Here is a 21451-nt window from a genome sequence, read left to right on the forward strand (position 1 = left end):
TGTGCTGACCCCGTGGGCGGGTGCAGGTTATGGAGCACGCTTCTTGCCTCGCGTGGGCGAGATCGTGGTGATTGACTTCTTTGACGGCAACATTGACCGTCCATTTGTGGTGGGACGTATTCACGAAACTGAACGCCACCCAACCCAGTTCGACCAGAAAGGCCAACTACCTGACACTAAAAAGCTCAGCGGCATCCGCTCTGAAGAAGTCGATGGCAAAGGCTTTAACCAGCTACGTTTTGATGACACCACAGGGCAAATCAGTGCCCAGCTACAAAGCAGTCATGCGGCCAGTCAGCTCAACTTGGGTAACTTAAGCCATCCAAAAGACAAGGCGGAAAGCGACGGTCGTGGAGAAGGCTTTGAACTCAGAACTGACCAGTGGGGTGCGGTAAGAGCTGGCAGTGGCTTACTTATTAGTACCCATAAACAAGACCAAGCTCAAGGTGTACACCTAGACGCGGCTGAGGCCAAACAACAAATCGAAGGCGGCCTTAGCAATGCCAAGGCACTTAGTGAAGTTGCTAAAAATCAGCAAACTGACCCGTTAGAACATTTAGAAAACCTAAAATCGTTTATTGAAAAACTTGAGCAGCAAGACAACGCAAAAGCCAAAACTTTCAAAGAGGCGATCATGCTACTGGCAAGCCCAAATAGTATTGCGGTCGCGAGTAATGAAGACATTCACTTAAGTGCAGATGGGCAGCTCAACCAAACTGCGGGCGACAGCATCAACCTATCTACCCAAAAGAACCTGATTGCACATGCCCAAAATAAAATTAGCCTTTTTGCAGCGCAAGAAGGGGCAAGACTCTATGCAGGCAAAGGTAAAGTCGAGATACAAGCGCAAGGCGATGGAGCAGATTTAATTGCCCGTAAAGCTGTTCAGGTGATTTCTACCGAAGACAAAATCGAAGCGACCGCATCCAAGGAAATTGTGCTCACCGCAGGCGGCTCTCAAGTCAGAATTACTGGTTCGGGTATTTTTATGACCACAGGCGGTAAGTTTGAGGTGAAGGCTGGGCAGCATAAGTTTATGGGGGGCGGGAGTGTAAACAATAAAAATGTAGGTCTTCCGATATTAGGAGAGTTAAATAATTGGATGGAGCTTAATTACCATTATGATGATCTATCTCCAGTCAAAGGTGCTCCATTTAAAGTTTTTTTTGAAGATGGTAGTTATCGAGAGGGTGTTTTGAATGATAAGGGATATGCAAGATTAGAAAATGTCCCTTCGGGTAAATCAGAAATCTATTATGGTGAAGATCCTTCTGAGTTTATTAAAGATGAGCCTGATGATTTAGATGCTGTAATTGAAGATGACTATTCAGAAGATGATTTGTGGTCATTGTTAGATGAAGATAGTTATAAAAAATTAACATCTGATTTGCAAAAAGGGGCTAACTAGTGGCTTCGATCGCTAAATATAAACGTTCAGCTGATTCAGTCCCAAGTGGTTGGTTAGAAAGTTTAAAGAACGATACTGTGACTTTTCTTAAAGGTGAGAGCACTGGAGGTTGGGCAATTATTGCTGAAACCGTTATTGGTTGTGTACCTGTATTAGGGCAATTAGTAGATGCTAGAGATATTATTAAAGCAATAATTATTTTAACAGCAAATCCTTCTAGTCCTGCAGGTTGGTTTGATCTGATCACAGCTTTAATTGGACTCGTTCCTGGTGGTGGCGATGCTGTCAAAATGTCTCTTAAAAGTGTTAAAAAGGGTGCGTTACCAATAGATAGTATTTTAGATGGTATTCGGAAATTTGGAAAAGGCGATCCAGAACAATTAATTAGAAAGTGCCTAGATTTAAATGCTTTACAAAAAAATTTAGATAAAATTTTAACAAACCAAAAAGTGCTTAACCAGTTAAGTCCTTCTGCTCGTAAAAATGTTGATCAAATTAGAAATAATTTGGGAAAACAACTACAAGAATTTAAAAAAGAGGTTGATGGATGGCTTATAAAAAGTAGAAAGACCTCGGCTGATGCGAGTAAAAAGTCAAAAACACAGACAACAAAACCTAAGTCACCATCAAATGGGGGGCATAATACTCATAATACAAATCAAGGTAAAACAAAAAGTTCAAATAATTTATCTATAGCTCAAACAACTATAACTAATTTATCAAATAAATATAAAGGCATATTAGGGGAGCATATGGCAGATTATTATTGTCAAGAAGTTAAGGGGTGGGGAAAGTCAGCCCATGATAAATTAGGAACGAATAACCCTAATAAATTAAACGATAAGGGTGAAATGGTTAATCTTTTTTCTACGAAAAGTCGTGGTCGAGGAATCGATGGAGTATGGAAGAAAAGTGCTAATGATGCAAAACCTTATGTAATAGTAGAGGCAAAATGTAGTCAAAATCCAGCATCCTCACTGAAAGAGTTGTTAGGGGACGCAAATGATAAAAATGGTATAGATAAATCGATACCCCAACAACAACAAAAGTCTGGAAGACGCTCAAGGACACGTACTGGAAATAGTTCAAATAATAAAAATTTAACTTTAGGTGGTGAAAAATATAGAGATTCTAAGGGTAAAGTTGTACAAATGAGCCATCATTGGATAACTAACCGTCTTGTAAAAGCTGTAGGAATTCAATTAGCTCCAATTATACTTAAAAAGCGAAGATATGAACGATATGTTATTTTCTTTAGTGGACTTCAAGTTGTTGAACATGCGGCTGCTTTATTAAAATTTTTAGCAAAGCAACAAGTAAGTGATAAAGATCATTCTTCACATCATGCAACGAGAATATGGACTGATAAAGAAATTAGTGTAGTGGTTAATAACAGGTAAGTGGAAGCAATAGCATGCTAGATTATAAATTTAATCGAAGACAACAATTTTTGGATGAAAAGTATTATGTTTCTACCAGAGCTGCTTTAATAAATGCTATTCAAGATTTTTTAAGTGAATCTAATAGTGATGAAGATATCGAAGCGGGATGGATTGATTCTTATTCTATAGCGGCAAGATACCAATTTGATCTATTCATGCTAGACTATACTGCAGGAAAATCTATAGATCACTTACGTATAGATTTTGAAAGTGTTATAAACCTATTTAATATTTTATCTGAAAAACAAAGAGCTTATTATAAAGATCCTAATTTTAGTACCTTTGATTTAGAATTAATAGATGATTATTGCTTATATATTTGGTTAATTAGTCTTTGTTATTTATTAAAGAGAAATGACTTATTGATGAGTGTTGCCAAATTAGTAGATGGAGAGACTCAAGAAAATGGAGGTAAGGACTGGATAGTTGAAGAGTTTTTAGCTTTTTCTGATGATAATCGTTTTGACTGTTCTGATGTTCTTTTTCCACAGCCTTATTTTGAGCTTTCAAATGCTTTTGTAAGCCAAGATAATAAGCTTTCTCTAAAGCATTTGCATAAATTTTTAAAGAAATGGTACAAAGATTTAGCAGGTGCACCTTGGTATGATACTCATAAATCTGATGACGGATATTATGGATATTGGTCTTTTGAGGCTGCTTGTGCCGTTATTTTATTGGAAATAGATGATGATAAAGAATTACACGAGTATCTTTATTATCCTAAAGATTTAATTTCTTTCTTTCATTCATTTAAACCAACTAAGGGAGAGGAAAAATTATTGAGTAAATATAATAGAATAGCTATTAAAGCAGGTGAGAAGGCTCCAATATCGGGTTTTTGGTTTACAGTAGTTAGTGATAATTCTCGAAAATATTTTGAGGCCGGAGAAATTCTTCCGGAAATTAAAGATCAAGACTGGGGAGAAGTCTTTTGGCAGTTTGCTAGTCAAGAATAATATAGGTATTTGAGTGAAGAAGTATATCTGCAATATATACTTCTTATTATTTTATTAAAATGGTAATACTTAATTAACTTTCATAACCTCTCCTAGATCTTTATTTAATTCGATAAGTTGATTCACATACTTAATATATACATTATTAAGTATGCTCAGTAGCTTATATGAACTTCTAAAATGGCGTAGTCCTTTAAAACCAGAAGTATGTTTTGGGTATGATATAAAATCTAAGAAGTATTTAGCCCCCTATTTAGCGGGGCAGACACGTATTAAAAGGGTGGGTTCAGAACTAAATTCGTTTTGGCCGATGCCTTATAAAGGTAAAGGTGTAATTGGTGCAGATATTATTATTCCTGAATATCGAGGTGAACCTTTAACTTTAACTAATATTTTTGCGTTGGTTGAAATTAAATTTCAAAAATGATGTGATTAAAGATAGTCAATTCCAAGCATATAATGACTTTAAGCTACAATGCGCAAAAGCCAAATTTACTAGTAAAGTTACTGCCAATGAAGGGTTTAAACTATCATTGTTCCGATACCCTGAGGATGCTGGAATGTTAGAAGAGAAGAAACCAGCACAAAGTAAAAATAAAGGAGGTACTGGGAAAAAATGAGTACGTCGGAGTTATTTTTATCTGAAAATGAAATTACAAGTTTTTTATCTGAATTTAGTCAGAATAGTGATTATATGTATGGTTATGAAGGGGAAGAATTTGGCATTTGCCCATTTATAACATTCTATATTTTAAATAGTGATGATGAGGTGCTTTTAATTGCAGATAAAATTTTATCTATTTGTAATGTTTTTGAAGAAGAAATAATCGATAAACCATTAAACTTATTCTATCGAAATGAAGATAGCCATTGGAAGAAAATTGTTAAAAAGAAACCAAATAAGAAAGATATCATCACTGACGTGACTAAAGCCTTAGAGTCAGATTTATTTTATTTTATCGGGGCATCAAGTGCTGACTCAAATCTACAAAGTGCACAATGGGCATACTCAGCGATGTTATCCCAAGCTAGCGCCTACTCTTATTTAAAGATTACATTTAGCAGTAAATGGTATAAAAATAATAAAAATAAGTGGAAAGAATTTGTTGAAAGATGCTTGAAAGAATTTAATCCAATTCAATCATATAGTGGATATGAAATTGGAAATAGCACACAACTATCATCAATTTCTCCAGAGTTTGAAACAGCAGAAAGAATATTTACCGATTACTTTTATGGATTAGATATTGATCATCCAGCTGCGATGGCATTTCATTCTCATTATGATGAAGATGGTTTTGAGTATTTACCTGTTCTTGAAGCTGGATTACGAACTCCAACATGGTGTTTTTTACTTTCCCCTTATTGGATAGAAAAGTTAGGGTTAAGCGAGGAGCAAATTCGTTTAAAACTTAATGATCCAAGAATCGAGATTACTAAATTATTAGATCCAACAGATCCTGAAAAATTCAGTCTATGGATTCGACTTGGAGAATTATCACTTTATCCAGTAGAGGAAGGTATTCCTGATTTATTGGTGATGGCAAATGAGCTTATTAAGCCAATTCGTTGCAATGATTTAAAATTAACGACTTTAGATGCATGGGATGATGATCCAAACTCAAGATTTGATATAGAAAACTCTCCACAATGGATTGCTCGCTTTGATAAAGATAGTCATTGGCCTGAAGGAAAACGAGTCAATAAGATTCATGCAGTACAGTTAGAGCAAAATACCATTAAGGTAATGGGTGGTGAAATTTGTCCGCAAACATGCGAGTGGTATAGTCCCGCAAATAATATGGAAATGCGCTACTTTACAGAGGGCGAAATCATGCCAGAGATTGAAGATAATTCTTGGGGCGAAACCATTTGGTATTTAGATATAGAAAATGAATAATATTTTTATCTATTTAATTTATTAATATGGAGCCTATCTAGCTGAGAGGCTTTTTCATGTATGCAATGAGGTGTTTTAGTATTGGGTTAAACAATAGCAGGAGGAATTTGTGGTCTAGGATCACCTATATATTCTGGTATTGGTATCCTCATTGGCGGTGCAATTGGGGGATTGCTGCATATCAATTGGTAGATGCATTCGATAAAGAATTAGAAGCATTTACTGCTTTGACTGTATTTTAAGAAGAGGCAAAACAATGCTATTTAATTTTTTTAAACAAGAAAGTAATCATAAAGAAGAAAAATCTTCTCCATATTTAACGAAAGAACTATCTTGGGATGAAGAAAAAATAATAGCAGTTCGATTTAATGGTAAACAACGGACTATATATTATAAAAATATTATACGAATAGAAATTATTATTGCTGATCTTTATTTGCCACTACCTAAATGGGTTATACAAGATGATAATTTAGAAGATCATACGACAATAGATTTTTATAATAATCTAAAGCCAAATATTAATGATTTGGTTATAGATATGTTTAATGAAAAAATAAAAGGTTATGATAATCAGAGGATTCATGAAAAAATTATAGAGGCAATGGGTGCAAGTAGTGGCTTATTTTATTTATGGAGCAGAGAAGATATTGACCAGGTATTAAGTAAGATATGGGATAATAATAAAGATAAAATAGGGGCAGATATTAATAAAGCTATAAAAGACGCGGAAGAGCAGAGAAAAAATAAGCAATGGTGGAAAATTTTTTAAAATATTTAGAATGGGGTAGCTATAATTATGCCTGAAATCCAGAGAAATAAACATGAACTTTAAAAACTTAATAATATTATTTTTAATGACAAGTTTTTTAGGGTGTAGTAGAGATTACAGGGTTGAACCGCATGAGCTTCCAGTAGCTCACGTTGGAAAGTCATATACACAGTTTATTAAAATTACAGGAGGGAAAGTTTCTGAACAACATTTTAAATTAAATTCCAATATTCCAGAGGATCAGGAGATTAAAATTACTCCTGTAGATGATATAGATGGATACAATCATTTAAAAATTGATGGAATTCCAAAATATAAAGGGAAATATGAAATTGTAATTAATACACATTTTTATGGGCGAGGCGATGATAAGTTAAATAAAACCTATGAATTTGTAGTTAAAGAATAAAAAGACATATTTCGATATATTCTATTGATAATGGCTCTTAATGGTTGTAGTAACTATGATGTATAAAAAAAGAAGCTTTTGCTGTACCTCATGTTAATAAGGTATATATCCAGAATATAAAAATTGTTAGTAGAAAAGTACTTTGAAATAGATACTAACAATCCAGATGATTTAAGATTAAAAATTCAACCAAATAATGAAGCTAGCGGTTTTAATGAGTTTCTAATTAAAAGTATTCCAAAATATAAAGATGAATATACAATAAATATTTCAACAGGATTTTATGATCGAGGCAATTATAATGATGAGCTAAATGAGAATTATAAATTGATTATTGTAAAATAATAAAATAGATGTATAAATATTTTTTAATTTCGCTCAGTCTCTATAACACCCTTTGGGGCATTTATTTTTATAGATAGCCTAATCATTTAATTATGACACCACAGGCAAATCAGTGCCCTACAAAGCAGCTAGGTAATTAATGGATTGGTAAAGCAGCTGAAAAATATCACCGTTTAATGCTTGATGAAAAAGGTCGTCTATTTTTACAATAAGAATTGAAAACCATTTCTCAATGGGGAAATAGTAAAGCCGATTTTAAAATACATTCGAGTCGTAATGAAGGGACGGTGTGATGCGAGACAAGGCTGAAAAACTATTTATCTTTATTTGCATCATTGTATGCATCATTTTAACTTCTTGTAAGCCAGGAAATCAGTCGATGAACCAAAATCAAGATGTAATAGCCCTTCATTTTGGTGAACAAGGCATGCAGGATTTTAGTAAAAATAGTACTACACCAGTTGATCGTCAGCCTGCAGGGATGAATTTTTTATCACTAGATTGGACTCCACCAAAATTAGGTCGAGTACGCGTGTTTAGTGAAAAGAGTAATTTAGAAATAGAAAATGTGATCAGTATACTAGGTACACAAGTAGCTCGACGAAGCAATGATGGTATTCAAATCATGGACATTAATGCTAGCTTGCATCCAAATGAATATACCACGAGCCAAGAAGCCTATACTGCTTATACTCAATTAGTGCATCAGATTAATGATAAACAATGGAAGCAGTATTTTTTACCTTTTAGTGCTCGAATTGATAAACAAGATAATGTAAAGCATATGAATGAAACTATGGGTGAGGTTATAGATCCAACTTATATCTTAAGTTTTAAAGAATGGCAGGATGTTCTTTCGAAAACAAATAGGTTGGTATTTAACTTATATAATGGGGATGTAGAGTTGGGTATTAGTCTTCGACAGACCTATAAAGATGATAAAAAAGAACAGTATATGGTGAGGTATAGCTTTGAGAACTTTAAGTATGCAGGCCGAAATGCTATCTCTGATTCAGATAAGATGAATTCAGAGCAGTTAAAGCAAGCATTTGAAGCTGAAGTTGCCAATAATAAGAAAGCCCGTAAAACTGAAGAAAATAATATGGAAAAAGAGGGTTATCATATAGATGAGAGCTATATAGATCCAGATATTTGGCTTTATGTGAAATAAACTCTAAGGAGCGTAATAAATTATGCTCCTTTTTTTATTAATCGCTATGATTTTAGCTTATTTTGCTATAAATGAATGGGGGAAAGATCAGGTAAAGTTTATGAATTAAAAGTTGAGTGTGGTAGAGCAATTAAAAAATAAATTTAATAAAAAATACTGATTATTGGAGGTAAATGATTTTCTGAAGAAGAATAGTTAATACTAAGGTATATAAAACCTAGTGAAGTTGTTGGAAGAAGGAGAGTTTAAATGAAAAGTATTATAACGAAGCAATTAAATGTTGAAAATATACCTTTACAATACGAATGGAAAAGCTTTGTCCAAATTGCATTAAGTTTGGATCCTAGATTAGAGATAAATCAATGGAGTGAGAGTGAGCATATAAGTCCAAGTCGTTTACCAAATCCAACTGATTCTGTAATAAGATTAAGAGGTTACTTGTATCATCCTAGCCCTACTAGTTATACAACAGATGATGCAATTGCTGATGCTGGAGGGCAATGGGATAGTTATCCAAAAGAACACAGCAATACATTTCATGAAACTAAATTTAGTTATGCTTGGTTTAGCAAAATGATGCGTGAAACAATACCTAGTATATCTAAATCACCAGAGCAAATATTGCAAGCCGAATTAAAAAGGTTCTAGTAAAATGAAATTTTTATCATGTATATGGATATTTTTATTATCTGGTTGTACTTCTAAAAACATAGATTCTCAATCTACCGATATTAATTTTGGAAAATTTAAATATTTCCAATCTATGTATAGTGGAGAAAAAACATACCAAGGTTTTGTTACAAGCTCTTCTTCTTTAAAAGAAATTTCTAAAAAAAATGCATTTCCTATTTCTAAGCTAAATTGTTTGGAAAATCAGTTTATGGTAAGAGGTGGAGTAGACTTAGATTCAGAAGAAATTAATAATCAATTATATAAATATATGGCACATGTCGAAATATGTAAAAATGATGATTGTTCAGTCGATATTAAAAAAGAAAAAATTGATACTGAATGCAGAATTGAATTAAGAAAAAATTACTCAAATGATGCTTATCAATCAAATAAAGCAAAGTTGACGAATGCTAATTTTGAATAAAATCAAGTTTTTGGTGCTAAATTTGATCTGTAATTTATTAAGTTGAGAACTAGAAATGTAATCAACCCACCAAAGCAGGATTATTTATTTACATGTCCGGGTAGTTTGGATCACCGCCGCCTTCAGGTGTTATTCATGTTATGTTTTGAGATGGGGCTTTAATATCACAAGTCTTACAGTGAACACAGTTCGCTGCGTTAATCTGGAAGTGAAAGACCCATTTTCAAAACTACAAATTGAAGCTGGTTTATAAGCTCGTTTGAACGAACCTTTACTAAATCAAGACTTTGCTTCATTATGTGGTCTGGCAGTCTACTTTTTTGTCTTATTAATCTCAGTCCTAATAATTATAAGCTTGTAGTTAAGCAATTATGGGAAACGGGAGTGACTAGAATAGGTGAATTGGAAATAAAGCCGGCTAAAGGTGGATATGTGCGTGTAAAAAAATTTTATGATGGTGAATTACCTAAAATTCCACCAATTGATTGGATCACATTAGCGAGCTTAAGAGAGTCTGAAAATAAAGCTTTCCAATTAAAAGATCCTAGTCAGGAAGTTGTAGGTATTACTACTTGGTGGGAAATGGAAAGCTGGTGTAATATGTGGTGGTGATGGTAAATTTGCAAAGGAATATACTGATAAGGTTAATTCTAAATAAAATTTTTTACAGATTGATAAATAATTTATGAGAACTTTTTTAATAATTTTATCGACTCTACCATTGTTAGGTTGTAATCCTTTAGCCAAAAATGATAAAGAAATTTTTAAGAATATAACCCTTAAGAATTTAACGTACTCACATCTGGATGGTATGAGTGGTGATACTTTTAAATTTAATTTAGAAACAAATGATAATTTAAATAAGATTTATCAAGAGAATAATTATAAATATTCACATTTTAAGTGCGATAATATTAAAAGTTACTTTGTGACAGGAGCTATTTCAGTTGAGGGAGAAAAGTTAAAAAATGGAAAATATACTTCATCTGGATACTTCAAAGTTTGCGAAGATGAATCCATGAATGTATGTATCGATAAGAACCAGTTAGAAAAATTACTAACTGGTAATATGTCTTGTAGAGTAGTTTTTAGTGGCTTATTACAAAGCAGTAAAGTTATGGTAGATAATATTCTGATATCAAAAGAATCTATAAGAAAATCCAATTTCCAATAGAGTTTTAAATGAAAAAAATTCTTTATCTATTAGGGCTAATTTTTTTAAGTGGATGTAGTGAAAAAATTTCAAATTTCACAATAGAACATACTAGGAAAAGTAATGAAAAATTAAACTTTGCTATGAAAATTGAAGATAAGGAAGTTTTAAATAAAATAAAAGAATCATCATCAAAAAAGTTTATTTGTGAAAATATGATTGATCATCAGCAAACATTAGATGCGGATATTGATAGATTTGAGAATAACCAAATTGAGGTATCTGTGAAGTTCTGCTCAAATAATGATAATAGAAGCTGTGAACCTATAGATATCAGTTCAGTTAAAAAAATCAATTTAGAATGCCAAGCCATTTTCTCTGCAATGATTGGTAATGTTTATAAATCAGAAAAATTTCCAATTGTATGGGAAGAAAAATAACTTGTTTAAAAATCTGAAACTTAAATTAGTAACTTTGGGTGTGCTATTGTTAGTTATGACAGGGTGTGGTCACGAATATACAATTGAGCCTAAAAGGCTTCCAGTAGCCTATATAGGTAAGGTATATAATCAGCAATTAAACATATCAGGTGGTAGAGTGATACCATATTCTTTTGAAGTTGAAACTAATTTCCCTAGTGATATGAATATCTCTATTAGCCCAATAGATGAAAATGAAGCGGATGCTTATAATAATTTAAAAATTTCTGGAGTTCCAAAATATAAGGGAACTTTTACGATTCATATATATGCGGGTTTTTATGCTAGTGGGGATGGGAAGTTAGATAAGACCTATGAATTCATTGTAAATGAATAAGATATTTAACTATATGATTTTATTTGGTTTAAATAAGAGATAAGTATGAAAAAGAATTTATTAATTACCGTACTAATTTCAATTTTCATCATACAGTCTTTATTAAATTATTACTTCTGGAACCGTACAAAAACACCCGAAATTCATGTTTTAGAAAAACCTTTAAAGATATATTCGTTTGAAGGTAAATATTCGAAAAATAGCACTTTGCCAGAATATTATATTTTACCAGAAGGTACTGTTTTATATGATGATAGTGACTCTTTGAACAGAAGGGTTATGGTTTATTTCAATTTACAAGGTGTAGATTTTAAATTCGAAGAACAAGACCCAGATATCTTAAAACAACCTAGTGAAGTCAGTGGTATAAGGTCGAAGGACTTGCCTGATTTACTAACAGAAGTTCCTCTGACTAAAAAAGATATTTATTTAATTATTAAGCATGATGAAGAAATAAATGATTCTGTACGTTCTATTTTATTTAAAAAATATAAAATTGATTCTTCAGAGTATGAAAAAATTAAAGAATTCTGAAATATACAAACATAAATTTAAAAAGTTAAGAAAAGCGTAATGGATTACGCTTCTTCTTTCATACGAAATATTTTAAGCAGCTTGAATGGCTTCACCACAAAGAGAAACAGTTTCTTGTTTATGCTGGTGTAAGTACCAGAACTGATCCGCAACTGTTTCAGGGTGTACCGCGTAGGTTTTATCCTTCGCTTCAGGAGTTCCATCTACAAAGCCATTTACAATCACTTGGCTCACATAAACATTTGAGTCAGCAAGACTATGGGCAAGCAAATTGGTGGCTTTATATTGAGCGGCAGCGGTGGTTGCTAACGATGAGTACTCTTTGGCAACCAAGTCGATGCCCACTGCATCGAAAGCAAAAATTCCATTTGTCGATAAAATGCTACCGTGGTTCTTTTCCAAATCACGTAGGCAAGCTTGTACCGTCGCAATATAGCTTGAAACACGAATATGAAAACTTTTGGTAAGCTCTAGTGGAGGGGTTTTTAAGATATTGCCTTCAATATCATGGAAAGCGTTCCAATGAATATTTTTAATCTCTCCTAATTGATCTTTAATGCGTTTAATTAGGTTTGGTATATCTTCAAGAACTGCTAAATCACATGTAAAAGCGTAAGCTTCAATACCTTGTGCTTGAAGTTCTAAAATGGCTTTTTCGAGTTTTTCAGCATTACGTGCCACTAAACCGATTTTATAGCCTTCTTTACCAAACTTATGTGCTACGGCTTTGGAAATACCTGTTCCATAACCAAAAATTATAATATTGTTGTTCATTATAAAGTTCCAAAAAACCAATCATTTGGTTAGAAATATTTTATAATATGTTTTTATAATGTATTCAAGCGAAAAAATTAAATCTAAAAATAATGCAGAAAGAACAAGACAAAAATATGAAAAACACTCATCAATCAGTTTGGTTTGAATAGTCCAGATGGCGTAGCTTTTATTAAATATTTTTAATTTTATAAAAAATATAGAGTCGTCATTTTCAAATTGAAGAATTGTTTACCCATGAAATAATTTTTTAGTTTGACTTCTCTATTAGTCTATCTTAAATTAATTGGAACGATCGTTCCTGTTAAGTGTGTTTATGCGAACCAAAGAATTTGAAACTGATGAAATTGCTGATGCTGCAATGCAGGTTTTTTGGCGTCGTGGTTATGCTGCAACTTCAGTTCAAGACTTGGTTGACGGTACGGGACTATCTAGAAGTAGCCTTTACAGTACCTTTCAAAACAAACAGGGTCTTTATCAAAAAGCGTTACAGCGTTATGAGCTTTTAACCACACTTAACAATGTGAAGCTGTTGTCTGGCTCAGGTTCACCGAAAGTACTTATTCGGCAATTACTGATAAATGTGGTTGAAGATGAGCTGAATGATTCAGAACACAAAGGCTGTCTCGTTGCAAATGCTTGTTTGGAACTGGCTGGGCATGATGAAGATGTCTCTCAATTCGTTGCAAGTAATTTACAGAAACTTCAACATGCTTTAGAGAGTTTGTTAATTAAAGCTCAACAATCTGGTGAAATTGCTTCTACCCAAAACCCACGTGCGTTGGCAAGATTCTTTCTAAACACCATGCAAGGTTTACGTGTTTTAGGGAAAGGCAGTCCACTTGAACAAAGAAAGCAATGTTTAATGGATGTAATCGAGGTTGCTTTAAACGTTTTATAAAACTCATTTAAACCTTAACTATGGTTGAGCTGAATAGTTAAGGTTTTTATTTAACCTAAATTGGAATGATCATTCCAAAATAATGATTTTAGTTCACATGGAGAACAAATGCCTTTCCATCCTAGCCTTATAAAACAAGCATATAGCGATGCAGAGCAGAGTAAGTACGCTTTAAAAGAATTTGAGAGTAAATCTTTATGAATACTAAGAGTAATGAAACATCTCATCAGTTAACTGATGAATTCTCTACTCAATTACCAATTTGGAAACTGTTGGCTTTTACAGTTGCAGGCTTTCTGACCATTATGACAGAAACCATGCCAGCAGGGCTTTTGCCTCAAATCAGTCAAGGCTTACATATTTCAGAAGCTTATGCAGGGCAGCTTATAGCAGTGTATGCCTTAGGTTCTGTTTTAGCGGCAATACCGCTGATTAGCCTTACGCGTAGTTGGAATCGGAGACCCTTATTACTCAGTGCTATTGCAGGGTTACTTGTATTTAACGCGATTACTGCCTTATCAAATGACTATACTCTGACTTTGATTGCTCGTTTTATTGCAGGGATGGCAGCGGGTGTTATTTGGGGGCTTTTAGCAGGTTATGTAAGACGCATGGTCTCTGCATCGTATCAAGGACGAGCTTTAGCAATTGCTGGGGTTGGGCAACCGATAGCTTTATCAATAGGGGTGCCTTTGGGTGCATGGTTGGGAACATTGTTTGAGTGGCGTGGCGTGTTTTGGATCATGTCTTTATTGGCATTGATTTTATTTGTCTGGATTCGTTTTAGTATTCCTGATTTTGCAGGGCAGTCAGCACATAAAAGATTACCCATTTTAAAAGTTCTTTTAATACCGGGCATTAGAGCTGTTTTAGCAGTCGTCTTCCTTTGGATATTGGCGCATAGCATTCTCTATACTTATATTTCACCTTTTTTGGCCTCGACAGGGCTGACATACAACGTTGAGACTATCCTGTTTATATTCGGCATTTCTTCAATTGTCGGCATTCTCATTACAGGCATGTTTATCGACCGTTCATTAAGAAAAATAACGCTTTTAAGCTTATTTATCTTTGCTATCGCAACAGCGCTTTTGTGTGTTTATAGTTCTTCAAGTTTTGTTGTACTGGTGGGTGTTGTGTTATGGGGTGTCACTTTTGGTGGGGCTCCAACATTATTACAAACAGCTTTGGCAAATACTGCGGGACACGAAGCAGATGTAGCGCAGTCTATGTTGGTCACTGTATTTAACCTTGCTATCGCATTTGGTGGAATGATTGGCGGAGGACTGCTTGAAAGTTTTGGGGCAGCTTCTTTTCCGTGGTTTATGCTGGCTTTTGCCCTGATCGGGTTATTTACTGTTTACCATGCTCGTAAACATGGTTTTATTTCTTCATAAAAGACTTTTGCCCTTCATGACTAAAAAATGAAGGGTAATTTACTTTTATAGTTTGATGCATTGATTATTTAATTCTTAAGATAAAAAATGAAAATTATTAATAATATGGGTATCTATAAATGGGATACTTATTTAGGAAATAAAAGGATGAAAAATTTATCTTTTTTCACTATAGCTAAAAGTAAGGTTAAGAATATTGTGAGTGTAGGTGTTTGTAAATGAGGATTATTTTCTTATATTTTTTATTGGTTTTTCCTAGTCTTTCTTTTGGTAATACTGTGAATGAGTTTTTTTCAAAGTTTCAAGCAAGGAATAATTATTATATTTATAAAGATAAACCAGAGAAATGGATCTATGACTGTACTGTGGAGGCGAATTGGGGAAAAAATTCAACTAATATCAATTCTGTAAGTTTTGATCAAAAGAAACAGTCAATTAAATTCTCATTTGATACTCCTGATCATCCATTTTATAAAGTAACTAAAATATTGAAAATTAAACCTAATGAGTATGAGGTGTATTTCCAAGATAAGAATATGGGAGTTAATTTTAACTTTGAGGTTATTTTAAAAAGTAATGGTATTTCAGAGTGGATTTTTCATACTTCTAATGAAGATACAGAAAACTTCATCGATAGAAGCTTTACCTTAGTGAGTTTCAATGAATCTCCAAAGTTTAATATAACGAATAAGTGTAAATAGCCAGAATGAAAAGTAGAGTTCTCTTGTGGCCTAAACGCAAGAGATACTACATAGACAAATCATACTTCACTGGCGTTAGACTCTTTTTATAGTTGAGTGCCTAATTGCTCAAAACAGTTAATGTTTTGGTAAAATAAACCGAAAAATACGAATAAAGTGGAATTTAAATATAACTAATTATGGGTAAATGGGAATAAATTCTTTTAAATATGTATAATGAAGTAAAAATTCCCAAAAATATTAAAAATTCGCTTTTCTTAGAAAAACAATCCCGCAGGGTGCTGGCTAAACTATATCTCAAGGGTGTGATAGGGATCGAAAAGAGTAGCATGCACCAAAACGTATAACGTTAGTGTGTACTCACCCAAAAGGTCTCGATTCGGCTTAGGACGCTATAGATCAAAAGTTTATAGGCACAAGGTTATAACTTACAAAGTTATAATTGTTGAAGTAAACCATAGATGTTTTCCCTTGACACCCTAAAAAATTCTCTATAATAAAAAAGATACTTTACAAGAATATAATTTAATGAATAAGCCTTATCTTTCTGAGCTACCTACCGACAGTCAAATCTCATCTCAATTGAACAATGCTTACTTCCACGACTCGTGGAGTATTGTGCTTGGTCAGCCCGACCTGAATGTATTTCAACAGCTTATTAAGCTATTTCAACACACTCCAGCGTGGATAGAGTGGAGCATGAATATGCGTAATAAAATTACTTCAAAAATTGGGCTTAAAGACTTAGGAAGCTTTAAGCAAATTGATTCGAATAAAAAAGAAAATGAGTATGTCGCAGGCGACCGAATTGGAATTTTTACCTTACGGCAACGTACCGAAAATGAGTTAGTCATCGGAGATGATGACAAGCATTTAAATGTGACTTTATCTGTTTATAAGAATGAAAAGACTCAAGTACTCACCATAACTACAGTGGTACATATTAAAAATTGGCTTGGAAGACTCTACATGATGCCGGTGATTCCTGCACATCGAAAAATAGTGCCAGCAACTTTACAAATATTGGGTTAAAGCATTATTTTTATTTACGATGTGGTCGTCTGAAATCATTTATATAATATCCTTATTATTATAATTGCGAGCTGAATAAGATGGAGAATAAAAACCAGTGTCGCCAATGCGCCGTATGCGGAAAGAATTTCCCGTTAAAAGATCTGGTTTCGGGTGAAGTCATTCGGAATGTGATTAGCGATGAAATTATAAAAGATCATCCAGATTGGAATTACTCAAGTTTTATTTGTCGAGCAGATCTGGCAGATTATCGAATTAAATACGTTCAATCACTTTTACGTTCCGAAAAGGGCGAACTTTCTAATTTAGAAAATGAAGTGATTGGCAGTATGCAACGCCACGAGCTGATTAGCCGAAATACCGAATCTGACTTCGATCAAAAGTGGACGTTTGGGGAAAGATTGGCAGATAAGATCGCGACATTTGGTGGTAGTTGGGCTTTCCTGATTTGCTTTGCTATTTTCTTAACAGCTTGGATTATTTTAAATACCGTTGTGATGGTGACACGTCCAGTCGACCCTTATCCCTTTATTTTGCTGAATTTAGTGCTGTCATGCTTAGCGGCAATTCAGGCACCTATTATTATGATGAGCCAAAACCGTCAAGAAGCCAAAGACCGCTTACGTTCGCAACATGACTATCAAATTAATTTAAAAGCCGAGCTTGAGATTCGCCATTTACATGAAAAAATGGACCATCTTTTATCGCATCAGTGGGAAAGGCTTGCGCATATTCAAGAAATTCAGCTCGATCTTTTAGCGGAAATGAATAAAAAACGATAAAGCTTTTCCGAGTTTCACGTGGAACATGATGAGAGCTTATAGATTACTTTGCGGTAGGTCTGAAATTTCTTTATGATTTGCCGCCATGCTCCATTGCTGTTTCTACGACCATGCCTTTAAACGACAACTTTGTTTACGCTCCACCACAAGATCCGCTTTCAATTTTATTTGAAGATGACGATTTAATTGTGGTTGATAAACCTGCGGGATTGTTGTCGGTAATGGGGCGGTTACCTGAGCATCATGACAGTGCTTATTTACGGGTGCTGGAAAAGTTCCCTTTGGCTAAAGTGACGCATCGTTTAGATATGGCGACGTCGGGCCTACTTATGTTTGCCAAGCACCGTGATGCAGAAGTCGCGGTAAGTAAAATGTTTCAGGCCAGAACAGTCAAAAAACATTATGTTGCTTTGGTGCAAGGCCAAGTCGCACAAGAGGGTAGCGTTGAAGTTCCGCTCATTACCGACTGGGAAAATCGCCCAAGACAAATTGTACATTTTGAATTAGGCAAACACGCTAAAACCTTGTTTCAACCTCTTACCTATGATGAAAACAATGATCAAACTCGCGTGTTGCTTGAACCAGTCACAGGGCGTTCGCACCAGCTACGTGTGCACATGATGCATATTGGCCATCCGATTATGGGCGACAAGCTGTATCACCCTGAGCCTAAACGTTTTCATTTAAACCGTATGGCTTTACATGCTGCCTATCTGGCTTTTCAGCATCCATTGAAAGGAACAGATGTAGTGATTGAATCGCAAGTGCCGTTTTAAAATTTACATACAATTAAAAATTCAATTTGATGCAATTGGGAACGGAATATATACCCAAACTGCAATAAAAGTCGGGTATTCTAAGTCCGAATAATACAAATTAGAGCAACAACAAGGACAATCTAATGAACCGCGATTACGAACAATTTCCAGATGACGATAACGGTAATGTACTTTGGCAAATGGTTGAAGATGGGGATGACTTAACCGAGCTGCATGAAATTGAATTTTCAATTGCTTTTCAAGATCAAAAAAATGCAGAGCAATGTGCACTTTACTTACTTTACCAAGAACAAAAAGTTTCACTTTTCCAAGATGACTCTGTTGAGCCAAACGAGTGGGTGATCACTATCTTCGTGAATATGGAACCTGAGTATTCAGACATTGTTGACTTGGAGCAATGGTTTGCCAGCATCGCTGAAAAATTTCAGGGCGAATATGACGGATGGGGCTGTATGGCCTATGTCTTTGAGGAAGAAACTGAAGAAGACGACCTCTTACAATAAGGTCTAAAAAGAGTAGGAGATACTCATGAACTTATCTCAAAAACAAATTGCGGTACGGTTTTTAGAACTTGCCGCAGCAGGCGAAGTTGATGAAGCCTATAGCAATTACACTGCACCTAACTTCAAGCATCACAACCCTTACTATGCGGGTGATGCGACTTCGTTGAAGGAAGGAATGCGTGAAAGCGCGGCTGAAAATCCCAATAAAGTCTTTGATGTTCAACATGTCATTGAAGATGGAACTATAGTCGCCGTGCATTCAAAACTTGAAATGCAAATGAACGACAAACCTACCATTTTGGCTGTGGTTCATATTTGCCGTTTTGAAAATGGAAAAATTGCTGAGTTTTGGGATATCGGGCAAATGCAGCCTGAACAGCTTGTGAATGAAAATGGCATGTTCTAATAAAAAAGCCCGAAATAATTCGGGCTTTTTTATTTTATAGATAAATTAAAACTTCCACTGCGCTGAAATTGAGGCGTTTAGTGGCTCACCCGGTTGAACCCATAAGTCGCTATAGCTTGATACATAATAAGTTTTATCAAACAGGTTATTTACGTTCAGCTGATAGCGTAAGCGGTCAGATGGAGCATAGTAAGCATTTAAGTTTACGAGGGTATAGCTTGGTAAATTAAAGCCATTATCAAGGTTATGTCCGCTACGCTCACCAACATAAGTAAGGTTGGCGCCTACACCTGCTTTTGTTGAGCCTTCTTGTAGAAACTCATAATTGGTACTTACAGCACCTTGGTGTTTTGGCACATTGCTTAGACGAGCACCTTTTGGCAAGTCTTGGTCTTTTTCAATTTGCGCATCGGTATAACTATAGTTGGCATTGACGAACCAGCGGTCAGTGATTTGGCTATTTAAGTCAAACTCAATTCCTTTACTACTTACTTCGCCTGCTGCGGTTTGAAAGTTACTATCGATTGGGTCAGTTGTAAGTACATTTCGTTTTTTCATTTTAAACAAAGCGAGACTCAGCACACTTTGGTCGTTTATTTTATATTTGGTACCGACCTCGTAGCTTTCGCCTTTTTCAGGAGCAAAAGTCTGTCCATTTCGGTTCATACCACTATTCATGGCAAATGAGCGACCATAGTTGGTATAAAACGCCCACTGATCAGAGGCTTTAAAATTTACTCCGAAACGCGGACTATTCTGGTGAAGTGTCTGGTTGCTTTCAGTTTGAGTCAGGTGATTTTTAAAGTCTTGTTCGACCTGATCAAAACGATTGCCGAATAGCACGCTCCACTGGTCATTAAAAAAGATCTGGTCTTGTACATTAAGCGCAAAGTAACGCTGCTGTTCTTTGGTGTTAGTAAACGGAGCTAAGTTCGGTAAATATTTGCCGTATTCAGGTTGGTAGATATCAATTGTGTTTGTTGAGCTTGTGCTGTGATTGCGACGAAGCTGGTTTTGCTTATAGTCGAGTTGACCAAGTTCAGTTGAAAGTAAAATTTCATGACGAGCCCACGACGTATCAACCTTGCCAAGTAACTCTGTCTGAGCCAGAACATCTTCACTCGTATAATCACGATAGCGACGTTGACGCTCTAAAGTACGTCCATCGGCTTGCATACGGCGAGGTTCGGTTGCAAAGCCGACCATTTTGGCGTCTTTATAACTGACAGCACTATTTAGCTTCCAGTCAGGGTTAAATTCGTGGCTCAGACGTAATTGGTAAAAGTAATCTTTTATTTTCAAATCACCATCGTCAGGTTCACCTGTAAAGGTTTTCGGGTCCATCACAAACTCATGATTGACGGTGCTGACACCACGGTCAAAGGTTCCTTTATGCTCTGTAAATTCACTGTCAAAGTCGAGTTGTGTCTGGTCTGAAATTTTCCATGTGAGCTGTGGTGAAAAGAACCAGCGTTCACTACTGACATGATCACGGAAGCTTTGATTATCTTCATGAGCCACGGCTAAACGATAGGCCAGTTCATCGTTAATAGGCGCGGTATGCTCCAGACTTATGCGATATTGTTCTTGGGTATTGGCACGTAGGTTAAGTTCACTTTCGCTTTCCCATTGCGGTTTTTTACTATTGAGGTTCAGTAAACCTCCTGTTTCGCCGCGACCATATAGCGCAGCCATTGGCCCTTTTAAAAACTCTAAAGATTCAATATTTACGACATCTTTTGGCGCATTAATCCCTCGGTTGACACTCAAACCGTTACGGATCATAGAGGCACCTAAATTGGGATCGGTGCTAAAACCACGGAAAGAGTAATTATCCCAAAAGCCGCCACCAAAACTGTTTTGATGAAAAACCCCACTCACCAAGCTTAATGCATCATCAATCCGCTGAATATCTTGTTGTTCCATCATTTGTTTTGAAACATAAGCACGATTAAAAGGAACATCTAAAACATCGTGAGAAAATTTAGTCGCCGAGCTATTTTGACTCACACCTTCTTGGGTACTTTCAGCCTGAACGCGTATGGTCTCAAGCACCGTTGACGTTTCTTCTGCCCAAGTGAATGTCGATATAAATGATAGACCCAACGAAGACAACAATCCTAATTTGTGTTGCATAAATAATCAGCCATGAAAGACAAAAGAACTATAATGTA

The 21451-nt window shown here is 35.0% G+C and carries 26 protein-coding genes and 1 pseudogene; 24 read left to right on the forward strand and 3 right to left on the reverse strand.

Translation table 11 applies throughout. The annotated features are described in order from the left end of the window. The 11 genes from ACH8JV_RS16040 to ACH8JV_RS16090 all read left to right on the forward strand — a co-directional run. A partial coding sequence (locus ACH8JV_RS16040) for a DUF2345 domain-containing protein (RefSeq protein ID WP_396522404.1) occupies positions 1–1408 on the forward strand: 1408 nt, incomplete at its 5' end. Beyond that, a complete protein-coding gene (locus ACH8JV_RS16045; RefSeq protein ID WP_396522406.1) occupies positions 1408–2808 on the forward strand; it encodes a hypothetical protein in 1401 nt (466 codons plus the stop codon). The genes ACH8JV_RS16040 and ACH8JV_RS16045, both read left to right, overlap by 1 nt. A 14-nt stretch (positions 2809–2822) precedes the next feature. Further along, positions 2823–3806, forward strand: coding sequence for a PoNe immunity protein domain-containing protein (locus ACH8JV_RS16050; protein ID WP_396522408.1), 984 nt, complete (start codon positions 2823–2825; stop codon positions 3804–3806). A 151-nt stretch (positions 3807–3957) separates the two neighbouring features. Then, positions 3958–4233 (forward strand): hypothetical protein, encoded by a 276-nt coding sequence (locus tag ACH8JV_RS16055; protein WP_396522410.1) that lies wholly within the window; start codon positions 3958–3960, stop codon positions 4231–4233. 189 nt (positions 4234–4422) lie between these two features. After that, positions 4423–5706: a type VI immunity family protein gene (locus ACH8JV_RS16060; RefSeq protein WP_396522412.1), complete on the forward strand. Its 1284-nt coding sequence runs from the start codon at positions 4423–4425 to the stop codon at positions 5704–5706. 256 nt (positions 5707–5962) lie between these two features. Further along, complete coding sequence (locus ACH8JV_RS16065; protein WP_396522414.1) at positions 5963–6478, forward strand: hypothetical protein; 516 nt, start codon at positions 5963–5965, stop codon at positions 6476–6478. Positions 6479–6530: 52 nt separating this feature from the next. After that, the gene (locus ACH8JV_RS16070; RefSeq protein ID WP_396522416.1) at positions 6531–6887 is read left to right on the forward strand and encodes a hypothetical protein; all 357 of its coding nucleotides are present in this window, start codon (positions 6531–6533) and stop codon (positions 6885–6887) included. Positions 6888–7010: 123 nt separating this feature from the next. Further along, positions 7011–7232: a hypothetical protein gene (locus ACH8JV_RS16075; protein WP_396522418.1), complete on the forward strand. Its 222-nt coding sequence runs from the start codon at positions 7011–7013 to the stop codon at positions 7230–7232. Positions 7233–7524: 292 nt separating this feature from the next. Continuing rightward, positions 7525–8403, forward strand: a complete 879-nt coding sequence (locus tag ACH8JV_RS16080) for a hypothetical protein (RefSeq protein WP_396522420.1) — start codon at positions 7525–7527, stop codon at positions 8401–8403. 249 nt (positions 8404–8652) lie between these two features. Further along, positions 8653–9051: a hypothetical protein gene (locus tag ACH8JV_RS16085; RefSeq protein ID WP_396522422.1), complete on the forward strand. Its 399-nt coding sequence runs from the start codon at positions 8653–8655 to the stop codon at positions 9049–9051. Between the two features lie 4 nt (positions 9052–9055). Continuing rightward, positions 9056–9499 carry a hypothetical protein gene (locus ACH8JV_RS16090; protein WP_396522424.1) on the forward strand — a complete coding sequence of 148 codons (444 nt, stop codon included), beginning with the start codon at positions 9056–9058 and terminating at the stop codon, positions 9497–9499. A 133-nt stretch (positions 9500–9632) separates the two neighbouring features. Here ACH8JV_RS16090 and ACH8JV_RS16095 read toward each other — a convergent pair. Further along, positions 9633–9707: pseudogene (locus ACH8JV_RS16095) on the reverse strand (4Fe-4S dicluster domain-containing protein); the annotation flags it as partial. A gap of 224 nt (positions 9708–9931) precedes the next feature. On the opposite strand from ACH8JV_RS16095, the gene ACH8JV_RS16100 reads away from it, so the two are divergent. The 5 genes from ACH8JV_RS16100 to ACH8JV_RS16120 all read left to right on the forward strand — a co-directional run bounded on the left by ACH8JV_RS16100 (position 9932) and on the right by ACH8JV_RS16120 (position 12002). Then, positions 9932–10111, forward strand: coding sequence for a hypothetical protein (locus ACH8JV_RS16100; RefSeq protein ID WP_396522426.1), 180 nt, complete (start codon positions 9932–9934; stop codon positions 10109–10111). A 73-nt stretch (positions 10112–10184) separates the two neighbouring features. Continuing rightward, a complete protein-coding gene (locus ACH8JV_RS16105; protein ID WP_396522428.1) occupies positions 10185–10673 on the forward strand; it encodes a hypothetical protein in 489 nt (162 codons plus the stop codon). 8 nt (positions 10674–10681) lie between these two features. After that, positions 10682–11092: a hypothetical protein gene (locus ACH8JV_RS16110; protein WP_396522430.1), complete on the forward strand. Its 411-nt coding sequence runs from the start codon at positions 10682–10684 to the stop codon at positions 11090–11092. Beyond that, the gene (locus ACH8JV_RS16115; RefSeq protein ID WP_396522432.1) at positions 11046–11468 is read left to right on the forward strand and encodes a hypothetical protein; all 423 of its coding nucleotides are present in this window, start codon (positions 11046–11048) and stop codon (positions 11466–11468) included. The genes ACH8JV_RS16110 and ACH8JV_RS16115 overlap by 47 nt, the downstream gene beginning before the upstream one ends. A gap of 45 nt (positions 11469–11513) precedes the next feature. Continuing rightward, positions 11514–12002, forward strand: a complete 489-nt coding sequence (locus ACH8JV_RS16120) for a hypothetical protein (protein ID WP_396522433.1) — start codon at positions 11514–11516, stop codon at positions 12000–12002. Between the two features lie 72 nt (positions 12003–12074). Here the strand turns inward: ACH8JV_RS16120 and ACH8JV_RS16125 are convergent, their stop codons facing one another. Beyond that, entirely contained in the window at positions 12075–12776 is a 702-nt protein-coding gene (locus ACH8JV_RS16125; RefSeq protein ID WP_396522435.1) for an SDR family NAD(P)-dependent oxidoreductase, read from the reverse strand. 316 nt (positions 12777–13092) lie between these two features. On the opposite strand from ACH8JV_RS16125, the gene ACH8JV_RS16130 reads away from it, so the two are divergent. The 8 genes from ACH8JV_RS16130 (at position 13093) to ACH8JV_RS16165 (ending at position 19277) form a co-directional block, all read left to right on the forward strand. Further along, complete coding sequence (locus ACH8JV_RS16130; RefSeq protein ID WP_396522437.1) at positions 13093–13677, forward strand: TetR/AcrR family transcriptional regulator; 585 nt, start codon at positions 13093–13095, stop codon at positions 13675–13677. A gap of 197 nt (positions 13678–13874) precedes the next feature. Then, a complete protein-coding gene (locus tag ACH8JV_RS16135) occupies positions 13875–15074 on the forward strand; it encodes an MFS transporter (RefSeq protein WP_396522439.1) in 1200 nt (399 codons plus the stop codon). Between the two features lie 218 nt (positions 15075–15292). Further along, complete coding sequence (locus ACH8JV_RS16140) at positions 15293–15775, forward strand: hypothetical protein (RefSeq protein WP_396522441.1); 483 nt, start codon at positions 15293–15295, stop codon at positions 15773–15775. Positions 15776–16303: 528 nt separating this feature from the next. Beyond that, a complete protein-coding gene (locus tag ACH8JV_RS16145; RefSeq protein WP_396522443.1) occupies positions 16304–16807 on the forward strand; it encodes a DUF2867 domain-containing protein in 504 nt (167 codons plus the stop codon). An 80-nt stretch (positions 16808–16887) separates the two neighbouring features. Then, positions 16888–17589 carry a DUF1003 domain-containing protein gene (locus tag ACH8JV_RS16150; protein WP_396522445.1) on the forward strand — a complete coding sequence of 234 codons (702 nt, stop codon included), beginning with the start codon at positions 16888–16890 and terminating at the stop codon, positions 17587–17589. Positions 17590–17699: 110 nt separating this feature from the next. Then, positions 17700–18365, forward strand: a complete 666-nt coding sequence (locus ACH8JV_RS16155) for an RluA family pseudouridine synthase (protein WP_396522447.1) — start codon at positions 17700–17702, stop codon at positions 18363–18365. A 125-nt stretch (positions 18366–18490) separates the two neighbouring features. Then, positions 18491–18871 (forward strand): ribonuclease E inhibitor RraB, encoded by a 381-nt coding sequence (locus ACH8JV_RS16160; RefSeq protein ID WP_006581242.1) that lies wholly within the window; start codon positions 18491–18493, stop codon positions 18869–18871. A gap of 25 nt (positions 18872–18896) precedes the next feature. Further along, entirely contained in the window at positions 18897–19277 is a 381-nt protein-coding gene (locus ACH8JV_RS16165; protein WP_396522449.1) for a nuclear transport factor 2 family protein, read from the forward strand. A gap of 45 nt (positions 19278–19322) precedes the next feature. On the opposite strand, the gene ACH8JV_RS16170 is transcribed toward ACH8JV_RS16165, so the two are convergent. Beyond that, on the reverse strand, positions 19323–21413 hold the full coding sequence (locus tag ACH8JV_RS16170) for a TonB-dependent receptor (protein ID WP_396522451.1): 2091 nt from the start codon (positions 21411–21413) through the stop codon (positions 19323–19325). Between the last annotated feature and the right edge of the window lie 38 nt (positions 21414–21451).

The organism is Acinetobacter sp. ABJ_C5_2 (assembly GCF_044538485.1).
In the GTDB taxonomy this organism is placed as follows: Bacteria; Pseudomonadota; Gammaproteobacteria; order Pseudomonadales; family Moraxellaceae; genus Acinetobacter; species Acinetobacter nosocomialis_A.

Excerpts from the sequence above, each read along its gene's own strand:
- ACH8JV_RS16070 (WP_396522416.1), top strand. The coding sequence starts at position 6,531 with ATGAACTTTAAAAACTTAATAATATTATTTTTAATGACAAGTTTTTTA.
- ACH8JV_RS16105 (WP_396522428.1), top strand. The coding sequence starts at position 10,185 with ATGAGAACTTTTTTAATAATTTTATCGACTCTACCATTGTTAGGTTGT.
- ACH8JV_RS16170 (WP_396522451.1), bottom strand. The coding sequence starts at position 21,413 with ATGCAACACAAATTAGGATTGTTGTCTTCGTTGGGTCTATCATTTATA.
- ACH8JV_RS16140 (WP_396522441.1), top strand. The coding sequence starts at position 15,293 with ATGAGGATTATTTTCTTATATTTTTTATTGGTTTTTCCTAGTCTTTCT.
- ACH8JV_RS16130 (WP_396522437.1), top strand. The coding sequence starts at position 13,093 with ATGCGAACCAAAGAATTTGAAACTGATGAAATTGCTGATGCTGCAATG.
- ACH8JV_RS16065 (WP_396522414.1), top strand. The coding sequence starts at position 5,963 with ATGCTATTTAATTTTTTTAAACAAGAAAGTAATCATAAAGAAGAAAAA.
- ACH8JV_RS16080 (WP_396522420.1), top strand. The coding sequence starts at position 7,525 with ATGCGAGACAAGGCTGAAAAACTATTTATCTTTATTTGCATCATTGTA.
- ACH8JV_RS16125 (WP_396522435.1), bottom strand. The coding sequence starts at position 12,776 with ATGAACAACAATATTATAATTTTTGGTTATGGAACAGGTATTTCCAAA.
- ACH8JV_RS16060 (WP_396522412.1), top strand. The coding sequence starts at position 4,423 with ATGAGTACGTCGGAGTTATTTTTATCTGAAAATGAAATTACAAGTTTT.
- ACH8JV_RS16115 (WP_396522432.1), top strand. The coding sequence starts at position 11,046 with ATGTTTATAAATCAGAAAAATTTCCAATTGTATGGGAAGAAAAATAAC.
- ACH8JV_RS16165 (WP_396522449.1), top strand. The coding sequence starts at position 18,897 with ATGAACTTATCTCAAAAACAAATTGCGGTACGGTTTTTAGAACTTGCC.
- ACH8JV_RS16085 (WP_396522422.1), top strand. The coding sequence starts at position 8,653 with ATGAAAAGTATTATAACGAAGCAATTAAATGTTGAAAATATACCTTTA.
- ACH8JV_RS16110 (WP_396522430.1), top strand. The coding sequence starts at position 10,682 with ATGAAAAAAATTCTTTATCTATTAGGGCTAATTTTTTTAAGTGGATGT.
- ACH8JV_RS16150 (WP_396522445.1), top strand. The coding sequence starts at position 16,888 with ATGGAGAATAAAAACCAGTGTCGCCAATGCGCCGTATGCGGAAAGAAT.
- ACH8JV_RS16090 (WP_396522424.1), top strand. The coding sequence starts at position 9,056 with ATGAAATTTTTATCATGTATATGGATATTTTTATTATCTGGTTGTACT.
- ACH8JV_RS16145 (WP_396522443.1), top strand. The coding sequence starts at position 16,304 with ATGAATAAGCCTTATCTTTCTGAGCTACCTACCGACAGTCAAATCTCA.
- ACH8JV_RS16055 (WP_396522410.1), top strand. The coding sequence starts at position 3,958 with ATGCTCAGTAGCTTATATGAACTTCTAAAATGGCGTAGTCCTTTAAAA.
- ACH8JV_RS16120 (WP_396522433.1), top strand. The coding sequence starts at position 11,514 with ATGAAAAAGAATTTATTAATTACCGTACTAATTTCAATTTTCATCATA.
- ACH8JV_RS16160 (WP_006581242.1), top strand. The coding sequence starts at position 18,491 with ATGAACCGCGATTACGAACAATTTCCAGATGACGATAACGGTAATGTA.
- ACH8JV_RS16050 (WP_396522408.1), top strand. The coding sequence starts at position 2,823 with ATGCTAGATTATAAATTTAATCGAAGACAACAATTTTTGGATGAAAAG.
- ACH8JV_RS16135 (WP_396522439.1), top strand. The coding sequence starts at position 13,875 with ATGAATACTAAGAGTAATGAAACATCTCATCAGTTAACTGATGAATTC.
- ACH8JV_RS16155 (WP_396522447.1), top strand. The coding sequence starts at position 17,700 with ATGCCTTTAAACGACAACTTTGTTTACGCTCCACCACAAGATCCGCTT.